At 31.7% G+C, this 25829-nt stretch carries 19 protein-coding genes; all 19 read left to right on the forward strand.

The window, feature by feature from the left end; all coding sequences use genetic code 11:
* The first annotated feature begins 2 nt into the window (after positions 1–2).
* The 19 genes from ACFOZ1_RS01810 (at position 3) to ACFOZ1_RS01900 (ending at position 25740) form a co-directional block, all read left to right on the forward strand.
* Positions 3–3071 carry an efflux RND transporter permease subunit gene (locus tag ACFOZ1_RS01810; RefSeq protein ID WP_390195218.1) on the forward strand — a complete coding sequence of 1023 codons (3069 nt, stop codon included), beginning with the start codon at positions 3–5 and terminating at the stop codon, positions 3069–3071.
* Between the two features lie 206 nt (positions 3072–3277).
* A complete protein-coding gene (locus ACFOZ1_RS01815) occupies positions 3278–4330 on the forward strand; it encodes a glycosyltransferase family 4 protein (protein ID WP_390195220.1) in 1053 nt (350 codons plus the stop codon).
* A 218-nt stretch (positions 4331–4548) separates the two neighbouring features.
* The gene (locus ACFOZ1_RS01820; RefSeq protein WP_390195222.1) at positions 4549–5925 is read left to right on the forward strand and encodes an O-antigen ligase family protein; all 1377 of its coding nucleotides are present in this window, start codon (positions 4549–4551) and stop codon (positions 5923–5925) included.
* Positions 5926–5939: 14 nt separating this feature from the next.
* A complete protein-coding gene (locus ACFOZ1_RS01825) occupies positions 5940–6959 on the forward strand; it encodes a glycosyltransferase family 2 protein (RefSeq protein WP_390195224.1) in 1020 nt (339 codons plus the stop codon).
* 19 nt (positions 6960–6978) lie between these two features.
* Positions 6979–7938, forward strand: a complete 960-nt coding sequence (locus ACFOZ1_RS01830) for a glycosyltransferase (RefSeq protein ID WP_390195226.1) — start codon at positions 6979–6981, stop codon at positions 7936–7938.
* A 51-nt stretch (positions 7939–7989) separates the two neighbouring features.
* Complete coding sequence (gene pssD, locus ACFOZ1_RS01835) at positions 7990–8460, forward strand: PssD/Cps14F family polysaccharide biosynthesis glycosyltransferase (protein ID WP_390195228.1); 471 nt, start codon at positions 7990–7992, stop codon at positions 8458–8460.
* Positions 8457–8936, forward strand: a complete 480-nt coding sequence (gene pssE, locus ACFOZ1_RS01840) for a PssE/Cps14G family polysaccharide biosynthesis glycosyltransferase (RefSeq protein ID WP_390195230.1) — start codon at positions 8457–8459, stop codon at positions 8934–8936. Before pssD ends, pssE begins: the two co-directional genes overlap by 4 nt.
* Before the next feature lie 68 nt (positions 8937–9004).
* Positions 9005–10384, forward strand: a complete 1380-nt coding sequence (locus ACFOZ1_RS01845; protein WP_390195232.1) for a capsular polysaccharide export protein, LipB/KpsS family — start codon at positions 9005–9007, stop codon at positions 10382–10384.
* Positions 10385–10424: 40 nt separating this feature from the next.
* On the forward strand, positions 10425–10922 hold the full coding sequence (locus ACFOZ1_RS01850; protein ID WP_390195234.1) for an acyltransferase: 498 nt from the start codon (positions 10425–10427) through the stop codon (positions 10920–10922).
* A 26-nt stretch (positions 10923–10948) separates the two neighbouring features.
* A complete protein-coding gene (locus tag ACFOZ1_RS01855; protein ID WP_390195236.1) occupies positions 10949–12220 on the forward strand; it encodes a lipopolysaccharide biosynthesis protein in 1272 nt (423 codons plus the stop codon).
* A 21-nt stretch (positions 12221–12241) separates the two neighbouring features.
* Positions 12242–13222: an NAD-dependent 4,6-dehydratase LegB gene (locus tag ACFOZ1_RS01860; protein WP_390195238.1), complete on the forward strand. Its 981-nt coding sequence runs from the start codon at positions 12242–12244 to the stop codon at positions 13220–13222.
* A 13-nt stretch (positions 13223–13235) separates the two neighbouring features.
* Positions 13236–14393, forward strand: coding sequence for a LegC family aminotransferase (locus ACFOZ1_RS01865; protein WP_390195240.1), 1158 nt, complete (start codon positions 13236–13238; stop codon positions 14391–14393).
* A gap of 20 nt (positions 14394–14413) precedes the next feature.
* Entirely contained in the window at positions 14414–15463 is a 1050-nt protein-coding gene (locus ACFOZ1_RS01870; protein ID WP_390195242.1) for a nucleotidyltransferase family protein, read from the forward strand.
* Complete coding sequence (locus ACFOZ1_RS01875) at positions 15463–16107, forward strand: acetyltransferase (protein WP_390195244.1); 645 nt, start codon at positions 15463–15465, stop codon at positions 16105–16107. Before ACFOZ1_RS01870 ends, ACFOZ1_RS01875 begins: the two co-directional genes overlap by 1 nt.
* On the forward strand, positions 16100–17098 hold the full coding sequence (gene neuB, locus ACFOZ1_RS01880) for an N-acetylneuraminate synthase (RefSeq protein ID WP_390195245.1): 999 nt from the start codon (positions 16100–16102) through the stop codon (positions 17096–17098). Before ACFOZ1_RS01875 ends, neuB begins: the two co-directional genes overlap by 8 nt.
* Positions 17095–18273, forward strand: a complete 1179-nt coding sequence (gene neuC / locus ACFOZ1_RS01885; protein ID WP_390195247.1) for a UDP-N-acetylglucosamine 2-epimerase — start codon at positions 17095–17097, stop codon at positions 18271–18273. Before neuB ends, neuC begins: the two co-directional genes overlap by 4 nt.
* Before the next feature lies 1 nt (position 18274).
* Positions 18275–18973 carry an acylneuraminate cytidylyltransferase family protein gene (locus tag ACFOZ1_RS01890; protein WP_390195249.1) on the forward strand — a complete coding sequence of 233 codons (699 nt, stop codon included), beginning with the start codon at positions 18275–18277 and terminating at the stop codon, positions 18971–18973.
* Positions 18974–19247: 274 nt separating this feature from the next.
* Entirely contained in the window at positions 19248–22628 is a 3381-nt protein-coding gene (locus ACFOZ1_RS01895) for a SpoIID/LytB domain-containing protein (RefSeq protein WP_390195251.1), read from the forward strand.
* Between the two features lie 46 nt (positions 22629–22674).
* Complete coding sequence (locus ACFOZ1_RS01900) at positions 22675–25740, forward strand: triple tyrosine motif-containing protein (RefSeq protein ID WP_390195253.1); 3066 nt, start codon at positions 22675–22677, stop codon at positions 25738–25740.
* The last annotated feature ends 89 nt before the right edge of the window (positions 25741–25829 follow it).

The following is a 25829-nucleotide window of genomic DNA, read 5'->3' on the forward strand; positions in this document are numbered from 1 at the left end:
TCATGAAGTTAGTCAGTACAGCCGTCAAACGCCCTGTTGGGGTAATCATGATTGTCCTCGCTATTATTGCAATGGGTGTCGTATCTGTTCGTAACTTAGCAATTGATTTATTCCCTGAGATTGAATTGCCGATTGCGGTTGTTGCGACAAGTTATCCAGATGCAGCACCACAAGAAGTCGAGTCACTCGTCTCTGAACCGATTGAAGGTGCGTTAAGCTCGATTGAAGGTGTGGATACCATTCAATCTCAATCCCAATCGGGCGCTTCATTAGTCATTATTATGTTCCAAAATGGGACGGATTTAGATAATGCATTATTAGAAGTAAGAGAAAGTGTGGACCAAGTTAAATCATTTTTACCAGATGGGGCAAATGATCCGAGCGTCTTACGTTTTAACCCGAATCAATTACCGATTCTTTGGGTGGGATTAACTGGTAGTGACACAACGCAACTACAAAGTATTGCTGAAGACCAAGTGAAGCCATACTTTGAACGTCAAGGTGGCGTAGCATCTGTCAATATCGAAGGTGGCGAGGAGCGTGTCATTAATCTAGAACTGAATAGAGAGGCAATGAATCAATATGGCGTTTCTATCCAATTCATTCAACAAGCATTAGGTGGTGCGAGTCAATCTGCATCTGCAGGTACAGTCCAAAAAGGGGATAAAGACTTACAGTTACGTATTGATGGGACATTTGATTCTGTTGATGATATCGCAAATACCATCATTCAAACACCACAAGGCGCGCAAATCAAAGTACAAGATGTCGCGACAGTTGATGATACGACACAGAAAAATGGAACGACACTTGTGAATGATAAAGAAGCTGTTGTGCTTAGTGTCTTAAAACAATCAGATGGAAATGCAGTAGAGGTATCAGATAATATCATTGATTCGATTGATACATTACAAAAAGATCTGCCTGATGGTGTCGAGTTGAAAATGGTTGTGGACACAGCAGACTTTATCAAACAATCGATTAATTCAGTCATCCAAAATATGATCTTTGGTGGTATTTTCGCCTTACTCGTATTATTACTTTTCTTAAAAAGTTTCCGTGCGACAATGGTTATCGGTCTATCGATTCCAATTGCGATTGTATCAACATTTGTTTTACTATATTTCACTGGGGAAACATTAAATGTTTTAACGATGGGTGGATTAGCGCTCGGTATTGGGATGATGGTCGATAGTTCGATTGTTATATTAGAAAATATCGTATCCTATCGCCAACGTGGCTATTCATTGAAGGATGCCGCAATTAAAGGGGCAAAAGAACTTGCACCAGCTGTTATTGCATCGACAACAACAACACTTGTAGTATTTTTACCAATTGTCTTTGTTGATGGAATTGCATCTGAATTATTCACGCCATTAGCATTAACGATTTCGTTCTCACTTATTGCATCATTAATTGTTGCAATAACTTTAGTACCAATGCTTTCGTCTAAATTGTTAAGCAAATTAACAGACGAAACTGGTAGAAGATATTGGTTTGATCGTTTCTTAAATAAAGTATCAAATGGATATGCAAAAGTATTAGAAAAAGCGCTGAAGTTCCGTAAAACAACGATTGCGATTACGGTTGTTGCGATTATCGGTAGTGTTTGTTTAACGCCATTTATCGGAACGGCCTTTATTCCTGAAGGGGACCAAGGGCAGATTGCGGTTACTGTCGAAACACCTGTTGGAACAGCAGAAGAGAAGACATTAGAAATAACAGAACAAGTCAATGAAAAAATCAATCAATATGATGATGTGATTGATGTAAGTTACGTGACAGTTGGTAGTGGAGATCCGTCTCAAGCAATTATGTCGGGTTCATCCTCTGCATCGTATCAAATTCAATTAGTACCAAAAGATGAACGTGAGCAATCAACAGATGAAATCGTTCAGGAAATGGATGAAGCAATGCAATCTATTGCAGGAGCAGAAATTGTTGTAAGTACAATGAGTTCTGGTGGGATGAGTACAGGTGATCCAATTCAAATTAAATTAACAGGACCAGAACAAGAAGTGCTAGAAGAATTAGCGAATCAAGTAGTTACAGATATAAGTACAATTGATGGTGTCTATAATCCATCTACATCTGTTTCAGAAACACAACCAGAGATGAACATTATTGTAAATCGAGAGTTGGCGGCACAATATGGTCTCACCTATCAAGAAGTAATGAGTCAAATTCAAGTCGGCTTCACTGGCCAAACGATCATGCAATATCGTGAAGCGGGTGATGAGATTAATGTGCAGCTCGTCTATCCAGAAGATGAACGTGAATCCATCAGTGACCTAGAGAATTTAATGATTCAAAATCAACAAGGTACACAATTACCGCTATTAACGATTGCTGACTTTGAACAAAAACAAAGTGCTGCATCGATTACAAGAGAAAACCAACAACGTACTGTAAATGTTACGTCAGCCATTTCAGGGCGTGATCTAGGAAGTGTTACAGAAGATATTGAAGCAAAATTAGCAAGCATGTCTTTCCCAAGTGATGATTATTCTTACTCTATTGGTGGGCAAGCGGAGGATATGGTTGAAGCATTTGCTGATTTAGCTCTTGCATTAGTGTTATCGATTTTCCTTGTATATGCCGTAATGGCAGTACAATTCGAGAATTTCCTATTTCCATTTATCATCATGTTCTCGATGCCTGCAACAGCAATTGGGGTATTTGGTGGACTATTCATTACAGGTCAACCACTATCCATTACAGCGTTCATTGGGGTCATTATGCTCGCCGGTATCGTTGTAAATAATGCGATTGTTCTCGTCGATTACATTAACATTGTCAGAAGACGGGGTGTGGACAGATATGAAGCAATCATGCAAGCAGGAAAAACACGTCTCCGTCCAATCTTAATGACAACATTAACGACAATACTCGCAATGGTACCACTAGCATTAGGTTACGGAGAAGGCGCCGAAACACAACAACCAATGGCAATTACGGTTATATTCGGTTTGACTGTATCAAGTATATTTACATTGGTGTTAATCCCGGTAATTTATACGTTCTTTGATAATTTATCAGAGAAAGTGAAAGGGAAGTTTAGAAAGGCATAAGAATGAAACAAGAAAGAAAATCTATGCACATTTGATAATGTGTTATAGGTTTTCTTTTGTTATATTATTAAGTTTTTACGATGAAATTAGGATAAATGTTGCTTTTAATATAGATTTTGTTTATAATATTTCAGGATATTGTAAAATATTTTATTAGTAAACTATGAAAATAAATTTAATTATCCAATATGGAGGTTTACGGAGATATGCTTTATTTAGCAACTATTACTTGCTTTGTTATAACATTATTATTAACACCAATTGTCATTAAATTTGCTTTTAAAATCGGTGCAACAGATAAACCAAATGCTCGTAAGGTTCATGAAAGAATCATGCCTAGACTAGGAGGATTAGCAATATTTTTAAGCTTCTTTATAGGTAGTATGTTTTTTATATCAAAAACAATTGTAGCATGGCCAATATTGTTAGGTGCGTTAATAATAGTTTTAACAGGCGTTTTAGACGATATTAAGGAAATCTCTCCTAAAACGAAACTAATTGGTCAATTTATAGCTGCGACAATTACTGTACTTGGTGGAATTAGAATAGATTTTGTTACATTACCTTTTATTGATAGATTAGAATTTGGATATTTTGCTATACCTATTACAATTATTTGGATTATAGGTATAACGAATGCTATTAATCTTATAGATGGTTTGGACGGTTTGGCAGCGGGAGTTTCTTCAATAGCTATATTTACTATTTCTATATTGGCCGTTACTATGGGAAACCCACTAATTGCTTTATTAGGTTTTATTCTATTAGGTAGTACTTTAGGGTTCTTAGTATTTAACTTTCATCCAGCAAAAATATTTATGGGTGATAGTGGATCATTATTTTTAGGATATATGATTAGTGTACTAGCGGTATCAGGGTTATTTAAAAATATTGCTATGTTCTCATTACTAGTTCCAATTATTATATTAGCTGTACCAATTATCGATACACTATTCGCAATAGTTAGAAGAATTGTAAACAAAAAGCCATTATCGTCACCAGATAAATTACATTTGCACCATTGTTTATTAAGGTTAGGATTCTCACATAGACAAACAGTGTTAATTATTTATATTATGGCGGCTTTGTTTAGTATATCGGCAGTAATATTTACTGAGGCAACATTATGGGGTGCTGCTGTAATTATAATTAGTTTATTGTTAATTGTGGAGTTAATTGTAGAGTTAACAGGATTAATTCATGAAAATTATTATCCGATTTTGAAGTTGATCGGCTTTAAAAAGACTGCCAAAAACTAATGTCTAAATTCGAATATTTATAAATGAACACTAAAGAATCATTGTTTTTCTTTAGTGTTTTTTATTTGTGAAATTGCTAGTATTTTGGAATAGAGTATTATGTAAAATGGCATACTAATAAAATTGAAAAATAACTTAAATCTTTTGTCGAATTTATAATATAAGTGATGTATAATATTTTAATGTATGTGCATTTTTTTAAAATTAGGGGGAGAGAAATGTTCGAGAAGAGGTATGAGAAAGAAAAAATAACAAGATATATAGAAATATTTTTTATTGCATTTATTGGAATTCAACCTATTTTAGATTTCGTGTCTTACTTTGGAAATTCCTTTTCGCTACTGGTGCGAGTATTTGCGATGGGAGTTGGACTAATATACTTATTAGTAAATAATAAAGTTCAAAATAATTTTGTGAAATTAATATACATTATACTATTATCACTATTTATAGTAGCAAATACAATTAATAATTACTTAGTTAAAGATCCATATAGTTTGATGCAAGAAGTTACTTATGGAATTAAGACCATATATGTAATAGAAATGTTACTTATATATAGTACTGTGTTTATTTCTATAAAATCAAAGATAAAATGGGGAAATGTAGTAGAGAAGCTGATTGTACTCAATATATTCGTAATTAACTTAATCATGTTGTTAGCTGAATGGACAAGTACAGGGAATTCAAGCTATGATTATCCTGGGAAAGAAGGACACTCAGGATGGTTTTTCTCTGCAAATGATTTAAGTGCATTACTAGCGTTATCCTTTGGTATTTTATTGTTGCATTTGATAAATAGTAAGAAGGTCGCATATAAGCTTTTATTATTCTTTTTAGTACCGATAACTATATGGTCGTTACTTACTGTAGGAACTAAAGTGGGATTAGGTGCGATTATCATAGGTATAGCTATAACTTTATTTGTGGTTCTAATTAGATTAATTAAAAAAGAAAAAGAATGGTTAAATTTATGTTTTTTATTACTAATATCCATTTTCGCGATGATATATGTACCGCAATCAGCAGTAGGTAACAATCTTGGTTTGGATTCACTGTTTAGTGATGATGATAAAAAAGTAGAAGAAGTAAAACCGAATGAAGAGGGAAATCAAGAACCTACTCAAGAAGAAATAGATGAAAATCAATTTGATATTAAAGAACAGGTCATGACAAATAAAGTTCTAAGTGGAAGAGATCAATTTTTAGATAATGCCATACAAGATTGGAAAGAAGCTCCATTATCGCAATGGATTTTAGGTATGGGGCCTGGTGGAAATTATCCGGAAAAGTTGAAATTAATCGAAATGGACTTTTTAGATTTGTTCTTTGGATACGGAATATTAGGATCAATTTTACTATTTGCACCATTTCTTATAATGGGTATAATTATTGTTTATTCTTTGTTTAAAAACAAATTTAAGAAATTCGATGCGCGTGTTTTTATTAGTGCTATTCAGTTAGGTATGGGTGTAGGGATTGCTGCCTTTGCTGGCCATATATTTTTAAACCCTTCTTCAGGAATATACTTTGCTGTTATTTTTTCGTACTTGTATACGATAGTAGCCACTTCATCAAAAAATTGTAATGAATAGATAGAGGTGTTGATATGAAAAAACCACTAGTAACTATATTTATTCCTGTTTTTAACAGTGAACAATATTTAAAAGAATCAATCAACAGTATATTGAATCAAACATATAATAATATTGAACTTTTATTAGTTGATGATGGTTCTACTGATAATTCGGTAAAACTTATACAGTCAATTGACGACCCAAGAATAAGGTTGTTACAGAATAAAGGAAACAAAGGAATACCATATACTAGAAATGTAGGATTGAGAGAAGCTAGAGGGAAATATATGGCGATTATGGACTCGGATGATATTGCAATGCCCACTAGAATTGAAACACAAGTAAACTATTTAGAAAATAACCCCGATATTGATGCTATCGGGAGTTATTATATTAAATTTACAGACAATAATGAGCGGAAGATCTCTGTGAGATATACTAAAGCGGATGAAATAAAAATGATGTTATTGTATTTTACACCTATTTCTAATCCATCTTCAATGGTGAGAATTTCTACTGTGAAAGAGAATAATTTGTCATACAATGAAGATTTTTTTGTATCCCAAGATTATGAATTTTGGGCGCAATTGTCCAAAGTTGGAAAAATTGAAGTGGTTGAAGATTACTTGTTAAAATACAGAACAGGACATGAGAACATTACAAAGGTTTCAAAACAAGAGAAATTAGAAAAAAGAAATAAACTTATAAGTAGAATACATGAGGACTTATTAAATTATTATGGAATTAACCTGACAGAAGAAGAAAAATTTATTTATAATCAAATTTTTTCTCAAAATCCAAAATCGATACAGAATATTGATAATATTCCTGTAGTTATAAATAAATTGAAAGAATGGGCAAATTCAAATAGTATATTTAATAAAGATAAATTTATGATAATATTAGATGAAAATTTAAGAATTGGAATCTCTAATCAATCATTCGGTACGAGAGAAAAATTACGTATATATAGAGAAACAATTACTAACAAAAAGGTAAAAGACATATTTTTTATTGTAGTAAAAGATTTTTACTATAAAGTAAAACAATAAATTGGAAGAGGCTTTATATATGAAACCATTAGTATCTATTATTATTCCTGTATATAATGTAGAAGATTATTTAGAAGAATGTCTTAACTCAATTTTAAATCAAACATATCCGAATTTAGAAGTATTAATGATCAATGATGGTAGTACAGATAATAGTAAATTGATTTTAGAAAAATATAATAAGGAATATGATAATTTCTACATGTTTTCACAAAGTAACAAAGGACAAGCAGTGTGTAGAAATATAGGTATTGATAATTCAAAAGGAAAATATTTATATTTTCTTGACTCAGATGACTATATTTTACCTGATACAATAGAAAACTTAATTGCTACAATGGAAAGAGATGCTCTTGATTTAATTAGATTTTCAGCACAACCATTTTCAGCAGATAAAAATTATAATATTGTTAAAAATCAATATAATTTTGAAAGATATTTTGATTCTAATCGAGTATATAATAAAAATGAATTTTTAGAAAAAAATCTAGTAGCTTATTCCACATCACCTTGTTTGTATATTGTGAAAAAAGAAATCATTATTCAAAAGAACATAAGGTTTGTTAGTGGAATCTTATATGAAGACGAGCTCTTTACATTAGAAGTTTTTTTAAATGTTAGTAGTGTGAAATATGATCCTAAAGATTATTACAAAAGACGCTATAGAGAGAACTCTGTTATGACGACATATAAGGATACAGCATCAATAAAAAGTTTTGATTCTTATTTAACTGTGCTAAAGCAGATGGAGAGATTGTTTGAAAAATATCAATCAGTGAGTGAGCAGAGATTAATTATCAAAAGAATAGAAAAAATATTTAGTATTTTATCAAATATACATGTAGATAAAAAATACAAAAGAGAGAAACTAAAAGAGATATACGTTATTACTGGATTTACAAAAATCAAATTAACTATATATTACAAAATTAGAAAAATACTAAAAAGAATTTATTTCTTTATTAAAAAGGTATTGTAATATTACAGAACTTTAGTAAAAAGATATTATAATACAATAGGGAGTTATATAATGAGGAAAAAGAAACTATTACTAATTTCGTCCATAGGTGGACATTTGACTCAATTATTACAATTAGAACCGCTATTTAGTAATTATGACTATCATATAGTTACAGAGAGTTCTTATATAACAAAGGAAATGAAAAAACAGCATCCGATGTCTTTTTTGGTATATGGTGGTAGAAACTACCCGATTAAATACTTGTTTAAATTTTCCTTCAATATTATAAAATCGCTTTTTATTTTCCTTAAAGAGAAGCCAGATGTAATAATTACAACTGGCGCACATACTGCAGTACCTATGTGTTATATCGCAAAATTGTTCAGAAAAAAGGTAATTTATATTGAAAGTTTTGCTAAATCATCTAGCCCAAATCTTTCTGGTAAATTAATATATCCGATAGCAGATTTATTTATTGTTCAATGGGAATCAATGAAACAATTTTATCCTAAAGCAGTATACGGAGGGACAATCTATTGATATTAGTATTGTTAGGAACCCATGAATTACCATTCGAGAGGTTATTGGTGGAATTAGAGAAATTAAAAAAAAGGAATGTTATTGAAGAGGATATATTAGTACAGGCAGGAAATACTCCATTTGAAAGTGAATTTTTAAAAATTAAAGATTTTGTGACGTATGAAGAAATGGATGAGCTCTATGACAAAGCATCAATAATTATAACTCATGCTGGAACAGGTTCAGTTATAACAGGATTAAAAAAAGGAAAGAAAGTAATAGCTGTACCACGCTTGAAAAAATACGGTGAACATAATGATGATCACCAATTAGAATTAGCATCAGTTTTTGAACAAAACAACCACGTACTTGTTTGGAACGATGATCAAGAATTAGAGAGTGTTATTAAAGCAATAGAAGATTTTAATCCTGAACCGTTTAATTCGAAAAGGGCTCAATTATTGAGTGTATTAGAAGATTTTATTGAAAATATATAATAGGGTATAATCATTACATTTTGTATGGTAGAGAATACTATTTGTGTCGATAGAAAGAGGTATTTTATATGCAGCAAGATTTAAATTATGAAGAACTGGTGGATAGATTTTACACTTTTGAAAAGAAATACAACTTGCAACAACTAAAAGATCAAGAAGTTTATATTTGGAATATAATTAGGTTCTACGTTTTTTTGGAGTTAGTAAGTAAAAAACAAAAAATTCAAACAGTCCATTTACAAACCCCTAAAACTCAAAAATTATCAAGGATAATTAAGACGTTTTGGAATGCTATTTTTAAAAATCCTCTATTGAAAAAACAAAGAGATAATATAATAATTGATCATCCAAGGAAAGTTCTTTTTAAAGACATGGAAATAGATCCATACACACATTTTTTCTTCAAAGATATGAAGAAAGAGAAATATCTGTTACTTGAGAGAAAATATGTAGGCAAATACAATAAATCTTCTATCTCTACAAATACAACCATGGACTTTTTTTCTGTAACTAACAGTGTAGTGAAAAAATTCAAGAAAATCGAACTATCACAAGATATTCAACTTATTCTAGAGAAAATAGAACGCGATTTTGAAAGTGTTTTTAATGAAAAAATTAATATTAGTAAACTTGCAAAAAATAAATACACTGAATTTGTATCACTCTCTAGTGTATTCGAATGGTACTTAAAAATGAAGAAACCACTGAGATTATATGTTGTTGTTTCTTATACACTTAAACCATACGTAGCAGCAGCTAAAAAGCTAGGTATAAAAGTTATCGAGTTTCAACATGGTGTGATGGGGCCATTTCATGTCGGATATCACTTTCCGTACAATAATGATGTTCCTTATTTTCCTGATGAAATTCTTATGTTCGGTAAATTTTGGGAAGATATTACTCGATTGCCGAAGAATACTCAAAAAAACTATATTGGATATTCCTACTTAAAAGAACATATTGATTCATATTCAAAAATGAAAGTGAATAAAGAGCAAAATCAAGTAACAATTATTTCACAAGGGACAATTGGAAAAAAGTTATCAGACATGATGTTCCTAGTAGCAAAAGAACTTCCTAAATATCGCTTTGTATATAAGTTACATCCTGGCGAATTTGGTCGTTGGAAGAAAGAATACAATATGTTGGTAGAGATGGAGAAATTACCAAATGTAACAGTAATCGAAAATGAAACACCTTTATATGACTTATTTGCACAGTCAACCTTTGTAATTGGTGTAAATTCCACAGCTATTTTTGAGGCAATCGCTTTTAAAGTGAAGCCTATTATAGTAACACTACCAAGTTACGAAATGATGAAAGTACTACATGATAAACATCATGTACCTTTAGTAAATACTGCAGCAGAAACAATTGATTATTTACTAAAAAATCAAAAAACAGATAATCATATTCAAATAAATGACTTATTTGCAGGTATTGAATAGTATTAATTGTTTTTTTATAACTCATAAAAGAGGTAATGAGATGAGAAAATATATAAAGAAATTAAAAAGGTTTATTTATACTAAGAAGGTGAAACGTACGATAAAGGAATATGTTGAACCTCTTTATGTTAATAATAAAACTTTCCTGACATCAAACACAAAATTAGGAAAGAATTGTCATTTTAATGGTATGGAGATAACAGGGAAAGGACTTGTCTCCATTGGGGATAACTTTCATTCTGGAACAGATTGTCTGATAATCACACAATTTCACAATTATGATAAAGGGGATAGCATACCTTATGATTCTACATATATAACAAAAAATGTTATGATAGAAGATAATGTATGGCTTGGATCAAGAGTATTAATACTAGGTGGAGTAACAATCGGGGAAGGTGCGATTATTCAAGCAGGTGCTGTTGTAGTATCTGATATTCCTAAGTATGGTATTGCAGGAGGAAATCCAGCGAAAGTATTTAAATATAGAGATATAGAGCATTATGAAGAGTGCAAATCATTAGAGAAATTTCATTAATAAAATAGAAATGAAGATGTATAAACATGATAAAAAAACTGAGAAATTCAAGTTTAATTAGGAATTCTGGAATTTACACTTTTGCTAATATCATTAATAGTGCAATCCCATTTTTCTTATTGCCAATACTAACTGTTTATTTAACACCTACTGATTACGGGATTGTTTCAATGTTCGGTGTCTTAATAGGAATTGTGCTTCCTTTCATGGGGTTAAATAGTAATGCGTCAATAAGTAGAAAATTCTATGATGAAGATAAAGATTTTAGTGTATATTTATCAACAGCTTTGTATATTCTAGTGGCAAGTTCTTTTGCAGTGTTGCTGATATTTCTTATTTTTTCTGATGTTATTTCAGAATTATCAGCATTTCCACAACAATATTTATTAATTGTTGTTGTGGCAGGTTTAGGAAATAGCTTGATACAAATTACATTGACATTGTGGAGAGTACGGGAGAAACCTATATTATTTGGGATATTCCAAATTTCACAAACAATTATGAATGTCAGTGTTTCTTTATTGTTAGTAGTTGGCTTGTCACAAGGCTGGCAAGGCAGAGTAAATGGTCAAGTTATTGCGATTCTTTTATTTGCAATTATCGGCATTATCATTGTAATAAAAAGAGAACGTGTCGGATTTACTTATAATAATGCATATGCGAAAGATATAGTTAGTTATGGAGTTCCACTTATCCCGCATGCATTAGGAGCATTTTTAATCACGATGACAGATCGAATTTTTATTACGAATATGATTGGTGTAGGTGAAACAGGTATCTATACAGTTGCTTACCAGATAGGTATGATTATACAGTTACTACAAGATTCATTTAATAAGGCATGGATACCATATCTATTTAGCAATCTTAAAAAGGGTACAGATCAGATTAAAGTGAAAATTGTGAAGATATCTTATATATACTTCATATTAATTATAATTATTACATTACTATTAAGTTTATTAGCGCCATATATTGTAGACATTTTTATTGGCGAAGCGTTTGTTGATTCAGTACAATTTATTTTCTGGATAAGTTTAGGTTTTGCATTTAATGGTATGTACAAAATGATTAGTGGACCGATATTCTATGTGAAAAAGACAAGAATATTGAGCTTTTTAACATTTGTAACTGCTATATTAAATATTATATTTAATTATTGGTTTATTAAATGGAATGGTACATTAGGAGCTGCACAAGCAACTACATTGTCGTTCTTCATTACTTTTATATTATCATGGATATTAGCACAACGCGTTTATCCAATGCCATGGAGAATGCGAGTAAGTAAAAATTAATGATTGAGAGGATGTTATTTTATGGCAAAAGTATTAGTAACAGGTGCGGATGGATTTATTGGTTCCCATTTGACAGAAGAATTAGTGAAAGCAGGACATGATGTAAGAGCATTTGCTTATTATAATTCTTTTAATACATGGGGATGGTTAGATACATTAGATAAAAAAGTATTAGATCAAATTGAAGTATTTACAGGAGATATTCGTGATCCTAATGGGGTGAAAGAATCCATGAAGGGTATCGATGAGGTGTATCATTTAGCGGCATTAATTGCGATTCCATTTAGTTATCATTCACCTGATTCTTATGTGGATACGAATATAAAAGGTACATTAAATGTATTGCAAGCAGCTAGAGATTTAGATACGAGTCGAATTCTAGTAACTTCTACCTCAGAAGTATATGGTACTGCTCAATATGTTCCTATTGATGAAAAACATCCATTTCAAGGTCAATCACCGTATTCAGCTACTAAAATTGGTGCAGATCGAATTGCAGAATCTTTTTACAGAAGCTTTCAAACACCATTAACAATTGTACGTCCTTTTAACACATATGGTCCGAGACAGTCTGCAAGAGCTGTAATACCTACAATTATTACACAACTACTAGCAGGAAACGAAGAAATTAAATTAGGCTCTTTATCTCCAACTAGAGACTTTAATTATGTAAAGGATACAGCACGTGGATTTATAGAAATAGCTAAATCTGAAAATACTATTGGCGAAGAAATAAATATTGCTACACAAGATGAAATATCAATTGGTCAATTGGCAGACGAATTAATTCGCCAAATTAATCCTAATGCTAAAATTGTTACGGAAGAAGAACGATTAAGACCAGAAAAAAGCGAAGTGAATCGATTGTTAGGTTCGAATGAAAAAATAAAGCAATTAACTAATTGGCGTCCAGAGTACAATTTAGAATCAGGTATCGCTGAAACGATTGAATGGTTAAGAAATAATTTAGATAAATATAAAACAGATATTTACAATATTTAAAGGAGACTGAATAATGATTCCTTTATCCGTGCCAAATCTAAAAGGAAACGAATTAAAATATGTATCAGAAGCAATAAATGATGAATGGGTTTCTACAGGGGGCTCATTTATCAACAAATTCGAGAAGAATATTGCAGAATACGTAGGAGTAAATAATGCTGTAGCTTGTCAAAGTGGAACTGCTGGTCTGCATTTGGCATTAACATTAACGGATGTACAACATAATGATGAAGTAATTGTTCCGACACTGACTTTTATTGCAGCAGTAAACCCTGTTAGCTATTTAGGCGCTAATCCTATATTTATGGATTGCGATGATTCATTGTGTTTAGATCCAGTTAAATTAGAGCAATTTTGCCAAACAGAATGTCAATTAACAAGTGATGGATTAGTGAACAACAATACAAAAAGAGTTATCAAAGCAATAATAGTTGTTCACGTCTTTGGCAATATGGCTAATATGGAAGAAATTATGAACATCGCAAATAAATATCAATTAAAAGTAATTGAGGACGCAACAGAAGCGTTAGGTACTTATTACATAGATGGTAAGTATAAAGGAAGCTATGCAGGAACAATAGGAGATTTTGGTGTATATTCTTTCAATGGTAATAAAATTATTACAACAGGCGGCGGAGGTATGTTTGTTGCAAAAGATAGTGAAATGGCCGATAAAGCTAGATACTTATCAACACAAGCGAAAGATGATACGTTGTATTATGTCCATAATGAAATTGGTTATAATTATCGGATGACGAATTTACAAGCAGCATTAGGTGTTGCGCAATTGGAACAGTTAGAATCTTTTATCGAAACAAAGAAAGAAAACTATAATGTCTATAAAGAACATATTCAATCAATTGATGGATTAGACATTTTAAATTTCAATAAGGATATTCGTCCCAATTACTGGTTTTATTCATTAGTAATTGATGAATCTAAATTCTCGTTAAGTCGTGATACACTTCTGAAGAAGTTAGAAGAGAAAAAGATTCAAACCCGTCCAATTTGGGGTCTGATTCACGAGCAAAAACCTTATCAGAATGCACAATCGTATCATATTACAAACGCTAGTATATGGATAGAAAAAATATTAAATATTCCATGTAGCTCAAATTTAACGAAGGAAGATGTGCTTCAAGTAATTAATGAAATAAGGAATCTTAAGTAGACATGAAAAGAGGAGATTCTATGGATTTACAGGAAATTTTTGTTTCAAGAGATGAGATAATAAAAAATGCAATTAAAAAACTAGATCAGACGGCGAAAAAGATATTATTAGTTGTTGAAAAGAACAAATTACAAGGAATTGTGACTGACGGTGATATAAGACGTTGGATATTAAAAAATGGAGATTTAAATGACACTGTTGAACGAGTGATGAATCAATCTCCTAAATATGTGAATGAAAGAGAAAGCTATCGTGCTAAAGAAATATTAGAATCTAAAATGATTGAAGCTATTCCTGTTGTAGATGATTACATGGAAGTGAAGGACATAATTTTTTGGAATGATCGTTTTCAAACGAAACGATATCATAATTCTTTAAAAAATCCAGTTGTCATTATGGCTGGGGGAAAAGGGACTAGATTAGCACCTTATACGAAGATCATTCCGAAACCTTTAATTCCAATTGGGGAAACACCAATCGTTGAACGTATCATCAATCGATTTCATGAATTTGGGTGTCAATCCTATTATATGACGGTAAATTATAAAAAGAATATGATACGAGCGTACTTTGAGGATTTAGAAAAAGATTATACAGTAGATTATGTAGAAGAAACAAAGCCATTGGGTACAGCTGGTAGTCTATATATGTTGAAGAATCAACTAAAAGATACGTTTTTTGTAAGTAACTGCGATATTTTAATTGACGGTAATTATGCAGATATGATGAAGTATCATAAAGAAAGTAACAATAAAATTACTTTAATTACATCGTTAAAACACTATACAATCCCATATGGAATTGTAAAACTAGATGAAGATAGTAAAGTAAAAGAAATGATGGAGAAGCCTGAGTATGATTATTTAGTTAATACAGGTATGTATATTTTGGAAGCAAGTTGTTTAGATGATATTCCTGAAGAACAATTTTTCCATATTACTGATTTAATTAATCTGTATATAAGAAATAATGAAAAAGTTGGAGTTTATCCAGTGAGTGAAAATTCATGGTTAGATATGGGCGAATTTAAAGAAATGGAAAAAATGATGGAAAAATTAGGGGTTAAGTAATGGAAGATATTTTATTAATTGGCGGTGGTGGACATTGCCGAAGTGTAATTGATTCCATACAAGCTACCAATCAATTTAATATTGTCGGTATATTAGACACAAAAGATAATATCGGTAAGAGTATATTAGGTGTCGAAATTGTTGGCGAAGATAAGGATATGGCATTATATCGTAAAAAAGGAATTCAAAATGCTTTTAATACAATTGGTAGTACTGGAGATATACGATTAAGATATAAAATATCACAGTTAATAATTAATGAGCAATTTCATATGCCAAACATTATTGATCCTACAGCTATTGTCTCAGATTCCACTACATTAGGTAGTGGAATCTTTATAGGAAAAGGTGCGATTGTTAATGTCAATGCTTCACTATGTGATCATGTAATTGTGAATTCAGGAGCGATAGTGGAACATGATGTTACAATAGAGTCTTATTGTCATATTGCTCCTGGGACAACTATTAGTGGCGGAGTGTTTATAGGAGAAGGTACACATATAGGAACGAATTCAACTATTATTCAGGGTGTACAAATTGGTAGTTATTGCTTAATAGGTGCAGGTAGTGTTGTCGTTAAAAATATTGATGATAATAAAAAAGCATTTGGAAATCCATGCAAGGAGGTAGGATCAAATGAGTAAAGTATTTATAATTGCTGAAGCAGGCGTAAATCATAATGGAGATATGCAACTTGCAAAACAACTAATTGATGTTGCAAGTGAGGCAGGAGCAGATGCAGTAAAATTTCAAAGTTTTAAAGCAGAAAAGCTAGTAACCAAAACGGCTAAGAAAGCAGCATATCAATCTAAGACAACGGATGCGGATGAAAATCAATTTAATATGATAAAAAAGCTAGAACTCGATATGGACAAACATATAGAATTAAAAAAGTATGCTGAAAATAAAGGTATCTTATTTTTGTCTTCTCCGTTTGATTTAGAAAGTATTGATGATTTAAATAAATTAGGTATTGATTTATTTAAAATTCCATCAGGTGAAATAACTAATCTTCCTTATTTGAGAAAAATAGCAAAATTAAATAAGCCAATTATTATTTCTACAGGGATGGCTACTCTTGGAGAAATTGAAGCGGCTCTAGAAGTATTAAAGAAGAATGGTGCTTCTAACATTACAGTTTTACATTGTAATACAGAATATCCAACTCCTATGCAAGATGTAAATCTATTAGCAATGAATACAATCAAGCAATCGTTCCAGGTGGATGTAGGTTATTCTGACCATACTTTAGGAATTGAAATCCCCGTAGCAGCAGTAGCCTTAGGCGCGAAGGTTATTGAGAAACATTTTACGTTAGATAAGGAAATGGAAGGTCCTGATCATGCAGCAAGTCTCGATCCAATGGAATTGAAAGAAATGGTTGAAAAGATACGTAATGTAGAATTAGCATTGGGTAACGGCATAAAGCAACCATCTGTTTCTGAGAAAAGTAATAAAGAAATTGTACGGAAAAGTATTGTGGCAAACAAGAAGATTACAAAAGGTGAAGTGCTAACGGAAGATAATCTCACAATCAAAAGACCAGGAGATGGTATTTCTCCAATGAATTGGGATCAAATTATTGGGACTATTGCAACTAAAGATTATGAGGAAGATGAGCTGATACAGTTATGACCAAAAAAATCTGTGTAGTCACGGGTACAAGAGCAGAATATGGGTTGTTGTATCCTTTAATGAAAAGAATTCAAGCAGATTTAAACTTAGAATTACAAATCATTGCTACAGGAATGCACTTATCACCAGAGTTTGGATCTACTTATCATCAAATTGAAGAAGATGGATTTCATGTAAACGATAAGGTAGAAATATTATTGAGTTCAGATTCTGGAATTGGGATATGTAAATCAATGGGCTTAGCTACAATTAGTATATCTGAATCCTTAGCGAGATTAAGTCCTGATTTGCTAATCATTTTGGGTGATAGATTTGAAATGTTATCCATTGCTAGTGTAGCAAGTGTTCTTAAAATACCAATAGCGCATTTGCACGGAGGAGAAACGACTGAAGGTGCTTTTGACGAAGCCTTTCGTCACTCGATTACTAAGATGAGCTATCTTCATTTCACAAGTACGGATACATATAGAAATAGAGTAATTCAATTAGGAGAAAATCCTGACAGAGTATATAATGTAGGAGCCATAGGCATTGAGAATATCAAAACACTTTCTTTATTATCTAAAGAAAAATTAGAAGAAAGTATACAATTTGAGTTAGATAAGCAATTTGCGTTAGTAACTTTTCATCCAGTGACTTTAGAAAACAGCACGACTGTACAACAATTTACAAACTTATTAGAAGCAATTGATCAATTGAAAGATTGGAAATTTATTTTTACAAAAGCCAATGCAGATACAGATGGACGAAGTATTAATGAATTAATTGATCAATATGTGACACGGAATAAAGATCGCGTAATTGCTTTTGATTCAATGGGACAACTTCGATATTTAAGTGCAATGAAATATTGCCATTTAGTGATAGGAAACTCTTCAAGTGGTATCTTAGAGGCTCCATCTTTTCACGTTCCGACAATTAACATTGGTGATAGACAAAAAGGAAGAATACAAGCAGACTCTGTGTATAATTGTAAACCAGAAAAGGAAGATATATTACACACAATTAAACAAGCTACTTCTGTAGAAGTTTCTAAAAAAATACAAAAGGTTAATAGTCCGTACGGTGAAGGAAATGTTTCTGAAAAAATACTTGAAGCAATTCATTTTCACTTTAAAAAGGGCATTGAAATAAAAAAACAGTTCTATGATATAGAATCGGAGGATTCCATCTAATATGTATAAAGGTTTAAAGATATTAGCAATTATTCCTGCAAGAAGTGGTTCTAAAGGATTGCCTGATAAGAATATTAAACAATTAGCAGGTAAACCAATGATTGCACATACAATCGAAGCAGCAGTCGAAAGTGAAATATTTGATGATATACTCGTCTCTACTGATTCTGAAAAATATGCAGAAATAGCTAGAAAATATGGGGCAAGCTGTCCTTTTCTACGCCCTTGTGAACTATCTACTGATGAGGCTACTAGTACAGATGTCATACTCTATACTATTAATCGATTAAAACAAATGGGGCGAGAATATGATTGTTTTATGCTCTTACAACCAACATCTCCTTTACGTATGAAAACGGATATTGCAGCTGCTACTGATTTATTGATTGAAAAAGAAGCAAATGCAATTGTAAGTGTGTGTGAAGTAGAACATTCCCCATTATTGACAAATACTTTAGATCAGACGCTAAGCATGGATACTTTTTTTGATTCAGATGCATGGACGATGAGAAGACAAGACTTACCTTCGTATTATAGGTTAAATGGAGCAATTTACCTCGCTAAGGTGAATTATTTTTTAAACTATAAAAATTTCTATTATAATAAATGTCATGCATATATAATGGATCAAAAACATTCAATTGATATAGATAATGAGGTAGATTTCAAATTTGCACAGTTACTGCTAGATACTAAATAATTTGTATAAATGAATATGCAAGGTAAAAACCCAAAGATTTCTACTAAATCTATGGGTTTTTTCTATTGCTTCAATGTCGAACGAAATATAATTAAAAAGTAATAATTTGAAAAAAATTGTCTATAAAATTAAAAGACGTATGGAAGGATTTAGAAGAGTGTGTTATTATAGTTTTTGAGTAAAATAGATTAGGATATATGAAAATAAGAAATTATCATTTTTTATAAATTGAGTCTATTTTACCATAATTAATGGAAGATTAGGAGGTTGAATGTTGAAAAAAGTATTATTATCGTTGGTTATATTTAGTGGTTTATTTTTGTTTGTTTCGCTACCTATTTCTGCAAACACTGGTTTAATCACAGTGAAACTTGTAAATTTCTTGGGAAACAAAACACAAATCACTATGCAATTTAGCGGAGAACATTCGGTAGCATCGGATAATTATGCTCTTAAATCTGGTGAGAATTATACAATAAAAAAAGAAGGAAACTCGTTAAACTTATATTTAAATAACACTCGTGTGAAAAGTTATGGATCAACTTTTAAAGTAGAACCAGAAGTATATGGTGGAGACAATTATATACTGATTAATGGCCGAGCATATTTAGGTACAATGACTTTTGGAATAGATAATAATGGCTATATTAGACCAAGTAATACATTGCCATTATCTGATTATTTAAAAGGGGTTGTACCTATTGAAATGTATAGGTCATGGCCTCTAGAGGCACTTAAAGCACAAGCAGTAGCAGCTAGAACTTATGCAACAAATTATTTAAACTCATCGAATATCAATGATACAGTGAGTTATCAAGTTTATGAGGGATATACTTGGGGACTCAACGATGGTTATCAAAATTCGACAAAAGCTGTTGAAGAAACTAAAGGACAAATCATTACGTATAACGGTAGATCAATAAAATCTAATGCTGTGTATACTTCCTCTAATGGAGGAAAGAAGCTTTCTAATGTGAATTCATGGGGTTCATTATCTGGTTACACTTCGCTAATTTCTTATTTAAAAGGTGGAAGTGACCCGTATGATGCTCTTAGTCAAGGTGCAAGTCCTAATAATAATAGAGTGAATTGGAATTTTTCTTTAACCAAAAAGCAAATCGATTTATCTAAATACAATACATCTAATCCTGGATCATGGTGGAATCAAGCTGCAGAGATTGATGACAGAGGAATTGTTACAAGAATTAAGAATTGGATGAAAAATAATAATCTAATAAATGAAGATTATGAGATGAAGATTACGCAGATTACTAACGTATCCTTTACAACTGAATTTTCAGATACGGATGTACTGCAAGGTAAGATTTCTTTTAAATATATATTGAAAAATAAAGCGAATAATACTTATCGAATGAAAAATGGAAAGATTGAAGAATTCGACTATGATCTAATACAACGTTCCTATTCTATTCGATCAATAGTTGGTTCATCCATTATGTATGGACCTTATGTTAAATCTGTAGGGAATAGTAGCACGATGTTTACAATATATGGTGGGGGATTTGGTCATGGAATTGGTATGAGCCAGTTTGGTGCATACGTAATGGCTGGTGGTGCACTAGAAGGTCGTTATAATCCATATAAAGAGAATTACTCTTCCATATTAAACTTCTATTATCCAGGTACTCTTATTGTAACAGATCAATCTTTATTACAAGTACCAGTAAAATTGGCAAGCGTATCTACTGATAAACCTTCTCCACAAATTGAAGGAACAGTGATTAATATTAATGCAGTAGGTTCAGGCGGAAATGAAATGTTATATAAATTCAATGTGTATGATGGTGAACAATGGAAGGTATTAAAAGATTACTCTTTTGAGAGCACATATGCATGGAAACCTACAAAACCAGGAAACTACAAGTTTAGTATTCATGTGAAAGACAAATATTCAACGGAAGCTTATGACGATTATAAGACATTTGATTATGTAGTTGATGCTGAACCTGTAGACATTGTGAATGTCTCTACAGATAAACTTAGTCCACAAACTACCAATACAGAAATTAGACTTACAGCAAATGCTATCGGTAATGGAACAAAGTTATACAAATTTAATGTATTTGATGGTAATGAGTGGATTGTAGCGAGAGATTATAATACAAGCCCTACATTTGATTGGAAGCCTACAAAAGCAGGAAATTATAAATTTAGTGTACATGTGAAAAGTCAGAATTCATTAAAACCATATGATGATTATTCTGTATTAGAATATTCCATTGTAGAAGCACCTGTATTGAGTAATATAAAAATGGATGTAAATAGCCCTCAATACACAGATAGCACAATTAACTTTGAATTCATAGCAACAGGTGGCTTAAACCCGCAATACAAAGTTAATGTATTTGATGGTAATGAATGGAAAGTGTTGAGAGATTACTCCTCTAGCAACACGTTTGCGTGGAACCCTACAGTTGAGGGAGACTATAAATTTAGTATTCATGTGAAAGATGCAGGGTCTCAGAACGCATACGATCACTATAAAGTATTTAATTATACAATCTATTCTAAAGATGTTATTGCAAGATCATTAACAACAAATCTAGCAACACCACAAAAAGAAGGAACAACCATTCGCTTAACAGCAAATGCTACAGGTGGAAGCGAGAAGTTATATAAATTCCATGTGTACAATGGTGAAGAATGGAAAGTATTGCGTGATTATAATACTTCTAATGTATATGATTGGAAACCTTCAAATGGTAATTACAAATTGGTAGTACATGTTAAAGATCGTAATTCAACAAAAGAATACGATAGCTTCACATATATTTACTACAATATAACTGATGTACCTGTTAGAGTAACTAGTTTAGTACCAAGTCTCGTAAGTCCACAAAAAGAAGGAACAACAATTAGCTTAACAGCAAATGCTACAGGTGGAAGCGAGAAATTATATAAATTCCATGTATTTAATGGAAAGACATGGCAAGTGTTGAGAGACTATGATGTGTCCAATACGGTTAATTGGACTCCATCTAATGGAAATTACAAACTAGTAGTACATGTAAAAGATAGAAATTCATCAAATGAATATGATAGCTATGAAGCAATTTTTTACGACATAGTTAGTACGCCTGTTAATATTCAAGGTGTGGAATTATCCCATGCTAGTCCACAAGCAGAGAATACAGCAATTACGTTAAAAACCAATGCAACAGGTGGTTCTACTAAATTGTATAAAATTAATGTTTATGACGGTAAAGAATGGAAGGTTTTACGAGATTACAGTACTTCAAATGAATATACGTGGTCCCCTAATCAATCAGGAGAATACAAATTTAGTATTCATGTAAAAGATAAAGATTCTAAAAATGCTTATGATGACTATGAGGCATTCATTTATCAAGTTGTAGACTCGGTAAGTATGTCAAAAGTAAACCACTCATTTAATGCAGAAACAGGAGAATTAACTATTGAAGCAGTTGCAACAGGTGGTACAGAGCGCCTATATAAATATTTTGTTTTGCAACCAAATACTAGTGAGTGGATAGCATTACAAGATTTCACAACAAATTCAGTGTTTAAATGGATTCCTGAAGTTGCAGGTGAATATAAGTTTAGTGTGCATGTGAAAGATATTAATTCTTCAAAAACTTATGATGATCATGGAGCATTTTTCTTTACTAAATAAGGCGATTTGTCTAAACAACTAGAGTAACAATTGGAGGGTTTACAAGTTGAATTTCAATTATTTGAAAATAGTCTTATCATTTGTTGTTGTATTGGGTATATGGACATTACCGACATTTGATAAGAGTATATCCGCAAGTGCACCGCATGTTGTGATTGATCCAGGTCATGGTGGAAAAGATCCTGGTGCCATTGGTTTCTTATATGGAAAAACATATGAAGAAGCAGATTTAAATATGCAAATTTCCAATAAAATATATAGTTACCTCACGTCATATGGCGTGAAGGTAACTATGACAAGAACGAATGACCGGTATCTTTCACTTGAAGAAAGAGCAAATTTTGCAAATGGTTTAAATGCAGACGTATTTTTAAGCGTGCATCATGACGCAAATAGTAGTAAAAGTGCAAATGGTATTAGTACACATTATAGTACATATCGACCTAACCTCAATATGGGTGGGGATGCTTATGTAAAGAATGTGTCTACAGGAAGAACGTATCCGTATGTGAAAGAAACAAGAAATCCTAGTATGTTCTGGTATAGAGCTTCGAATGGTTCCACATACTCGATTAGTATGAATAATGCAATCGCATACGATGATAAAACACCATTACCTGTAGCAAAAAAAAGTAAAGAACTTTCATTGAAAATTGCTAATAGTCTTGCAAGTTTAGGTTATAACAGAATGTATACTTCTACTGGAAGTAAAGATCATAATTTATATGTTACTAGACATACGAATATGACTTCAGTGCTAATGGAGAATGGTTTTGTATCCAACCCAACCGAATTAGCAAAAATATCGAATCCAACTATACAAAATAAAACTGCGAAGTTAGTAGCTGAAGATATACTTAGTTCTCTTAGTATTGCTAGCAGCGCGGAGATGACTAGTGTAAGTACAGATAAATCTAGCCCACAACAAGAGAATGATTCAATTAAAATAACAGCTTCTTCAAAAGGAAGTAGTAATCCTCAGTACAAGTTCAATATTTATGACGGAAAGAACTGGATTGTGGCGCAAGGTTATTCGTCTAAAAGTAGCTTTTCTTGGAGACCAACAAAAGCTGGTAAGTATAAGATAAGTGTACATGTTAAAGATGCAGGATCTAATAAAAATTATGATTCTTACAAAGCATTTGAATATGAAATTGTGGAAGAAGTTCATATGACATCAGTTGGAATGGATAAACAAAGTCCACAAATTCAAAATAAAACAATTCAATTTAATGCTAGTGCAACAGGTGGAAAAACATTAATGTACAAATATAATGTATATGACGGTAAAGAATGGAAAGTGGTTAGAGATTACTCTACTAATTCGCAGTTTAATTGGAGTCCGCCAAAAGAAGGAAATTACAAAATAAGTGTACATGTAAAAGACAGTAATTCTACAAATAGTTATGATTCGTATAAAGCTTTTTATTATAAGGTGTTAAGTCCAATTAAGATTAATAGTTTAGATTTTAGTAAATCTACACCTCAATTAATTAATACGGACATTAAATTAACAGTTAATGCAACAGGAGGAAGTGAAAAACAATACAAATTCTGGGTTTATGATGGAAAAGAGTGGATAAGTATCACTGAATATCAATCAGATAACTCAACAGTATGGAAACCTTCTAAGCCAGGGAATTATAAAATAAGTGTTCATGTGAAGGATAATACTTCTAATGATGAGTATGATGAACATATATGGAGTTATTTTGAAATCAAAACTCGTATAGATTTAACAGCAAGTAAAGTTTCTCCTCAAGATGTCTATTCAACTGTCAGATTAACAGGAGTAAATGTTGAAAATGCTGAGTACAAATTTTCTTATATTTTAAATGGCAATGAGAAAGTCATTAGAGATTATAGCAAAGTGAATTATGTTGATTGGATTCCGATTTTATCTGGCAACTATAAATTAAAGCTTTATAAAAAAATTGGGGGAACAATAGTAACGGATGAGATTAATTATACAATTAATCCTGTGCCTTTAAAAATCAATAATATTATTGTAAGCCACACAAGTCCACAATATATAAATGAGACGATTACATTAAATGTAAATGCGAATGGTGGGGAGAATCGTCAATTTAAATTTAGCGTTTATGACGGCGAAAAATGGACAGTCCTAAAAGATTATGGTAAAGAAGAAGTACTTACTTGGACACCAACTAAACCAGGATATTATAAATTCAGTATTCATGGAAAAAATGAGAACTCCAATCGAGCATATGATACTTACAGTATAATGTATTATAGAGTATTAACTAAACCAGTCGTTGCTACTAATTTAAGCACGGATCATCAAAGTCCTCAACTTGAAGGTCAAACGATAAAATTAACAGCTAACGCCACAGGTGGATATGAAAAACTTTATAAATTCCATGTATTTGATGGTAAGGAATGGAAGGTACTAAGAGATTACAGTACGTCCAATGAATTAAACTGGAAACCTAAGGATGGTAACTATAAACTTGTAGTTCATGTGAAAGATCGTTTATCATCTAATGAATATGATAGTTATAAGGCGATATACTATAATATCAAAGATAATCCGGTTGTATTTAATAGAGTAGAACTAAATCATACTAGTCCACAAGCTGCTAATACTACAGTAAATTTAAAAGCAGTTGCAACAGGTGGTTCATCCAAGTTATATAAATTCCACATTTTTGATGGAGAAAACTGGAAGGTATTAAAGGATTATTCTACATCTAATGAATATAATTGGATACCTAAAACAGTTGGCGAATATAAAATAAGTGTGCATGTTAAGGATAGCCAATCTAAAAAAGCATATGATGATTACGAAGCTTTCTTCTACGAGATAGTAGATGGAGTATCAATGACACAAGTAACCCATAATTACGATAAAACAACTGGGGAAATCACAATTAAGGCAGATGCGACGGGTGGAACAGAACGTCAATATAAGTATTGGGTACTTCCTCCTAATGAAACGGAATGGGTTGTACTAAATGATTATTCCACTAATGATACATTTAAATGGCTTCCAACAGAAGTGGGAGAATATAAATTTAGTATTCATGTAAAAGATCGTCACTCATCGAAAGATTATGATGATTTTGAAGCTTTCTATTTCCGTACTGAATAAGCAAAATTTCAAATGAAATATAAAGTTTTTAACTGTTGAACAATCCGAACTATTAATTTAGTTCGGATTGTTTGTTTGAGAATAATTAT

This window comes from Gracilibacillus marinus, assembly GCF_042651725.1.
GTDB classification, from domain to species: domain Bacteria; phylum Bacillota; class Bacilli; order Bacillales; family Amphibacillaceae; genus Gracilibacillus; species Gracilibacillus marinus.

Excerpts from the sequence above, each read along its gene's own strand:
- ACFOZ1_RS01830 (WP_390195226.1), top strand. The coding sequence starts at position 6,979 with ATGAAACCATTAGTATCTATTATTATTCCTGTATATAATGTAGAAGAT.
- ACFOZ1_RS01875 (WP_390195244.1), top strand. The coding sequence starts at position 15,463 with ATGGAAGATATTTTATTAATTGGCGGTGGTGGACATTGCCGAAGTGTA.
- ACFOZ1_RS01855 (WP_390195236.1), top strand. The coding sequence starts at position 10,949 with ATGATAAAAAAACTGAGAAATTCAAGTTTAATTAGGAATTCTGGAATT.
- ACFOZ1_RS01850 (WP_390195234.1), top strand. The coding sequence starts at position 10,425 with ATGAGAAAATATATAAAGAAATTAAAAAGGTTTATTTATACTAAGAAG.
- ACFOZ1_RS01825 (WP_390195224.1), top strand. The coding sequence starts at position 5,940 with ATGAAAAAACCACTAGTAACTATATTTATTCCTGTTTTTAACAGTGAA.
- ACFOZ1_RS01860 (WP_390195238.1), top strand. The coding sequence starts at position 12,242 with ATGGCAAAAGTATTAGTAACAGGTGCGGATGGATTTATTGGTTCCCAT.
- ACFOZ1_RS01870 (WP_390195242.1), top strand. The coding sequence starts at position 14,414 with ATGGATTTACAGGAAATTTTTGTTTCAAGAGATGAGATAATAAAAAAT.
- ACFOZ1_RS01845 (WP_390195232.1), top strand. The coding sequence starts at position 9,005 with ATGCAGCAAGATTTAAATTATGAAGAACTGGTGGATAGATTTTACACT.
- ACFOZ1_RS01865 (WP_390195240.1), top strand. The coding sequence starts at position 13,236 with ATGATTCCTTTATCCGTGCCAAATCTAAAAGGAAACGAATTAAAATAT.
- neuC (WP_390195247.1), top strand. The coding sequence starts at position 17,095 with ATGACCAAAAAAATCTGTGTAGTCACGGGTACAAGAGCAGAATATGGG.
- ACFOZ1_RS01890 (WP_390195249.1), top strand. The coding sequence starts at position 18,275 with ATGTATAAAGGTTTAAAGATATTAGCAATTATTCCTGCAAGAAGTGGT.
- ACFOZ1_RS01815 (WP_390195220.1), top strand. The coding sequence starts at position 3,278 with ATGCTTTATTTAGCAACTATTACTTGCTTTGTTATAACATTATTATTA.
- neuB (WP_390195245.1), top strand. The coding sequence starts at position 16,100 with ATGAGTAAAGTATTTATAATTGCTGAAGCAGGCGTAAATCATAATGGA.
- ACFOZ1_RS01810 (WP_390195218.1), top strand. The coding sequence starts at position 3 with ATGAAGTTAGTCAGTACAGCCGTCAAACGCCCTGTTGGGGTAATCATG.
- pssD (WP_390195228.1), top strand. The coding sequence starts at position 7,990 with ATGAGGAAAAAGAAACTATTACTAATTTCGTCCATAGGTGGACATTTG.
- ACFOZ1_RS01820 (WP_390195222.1), top strand. The coding sequence starts at position 4,549 with ATGTTCGAGAAGAGGTATGAGAAAGAAAAAATAACAAGATATATAGAA.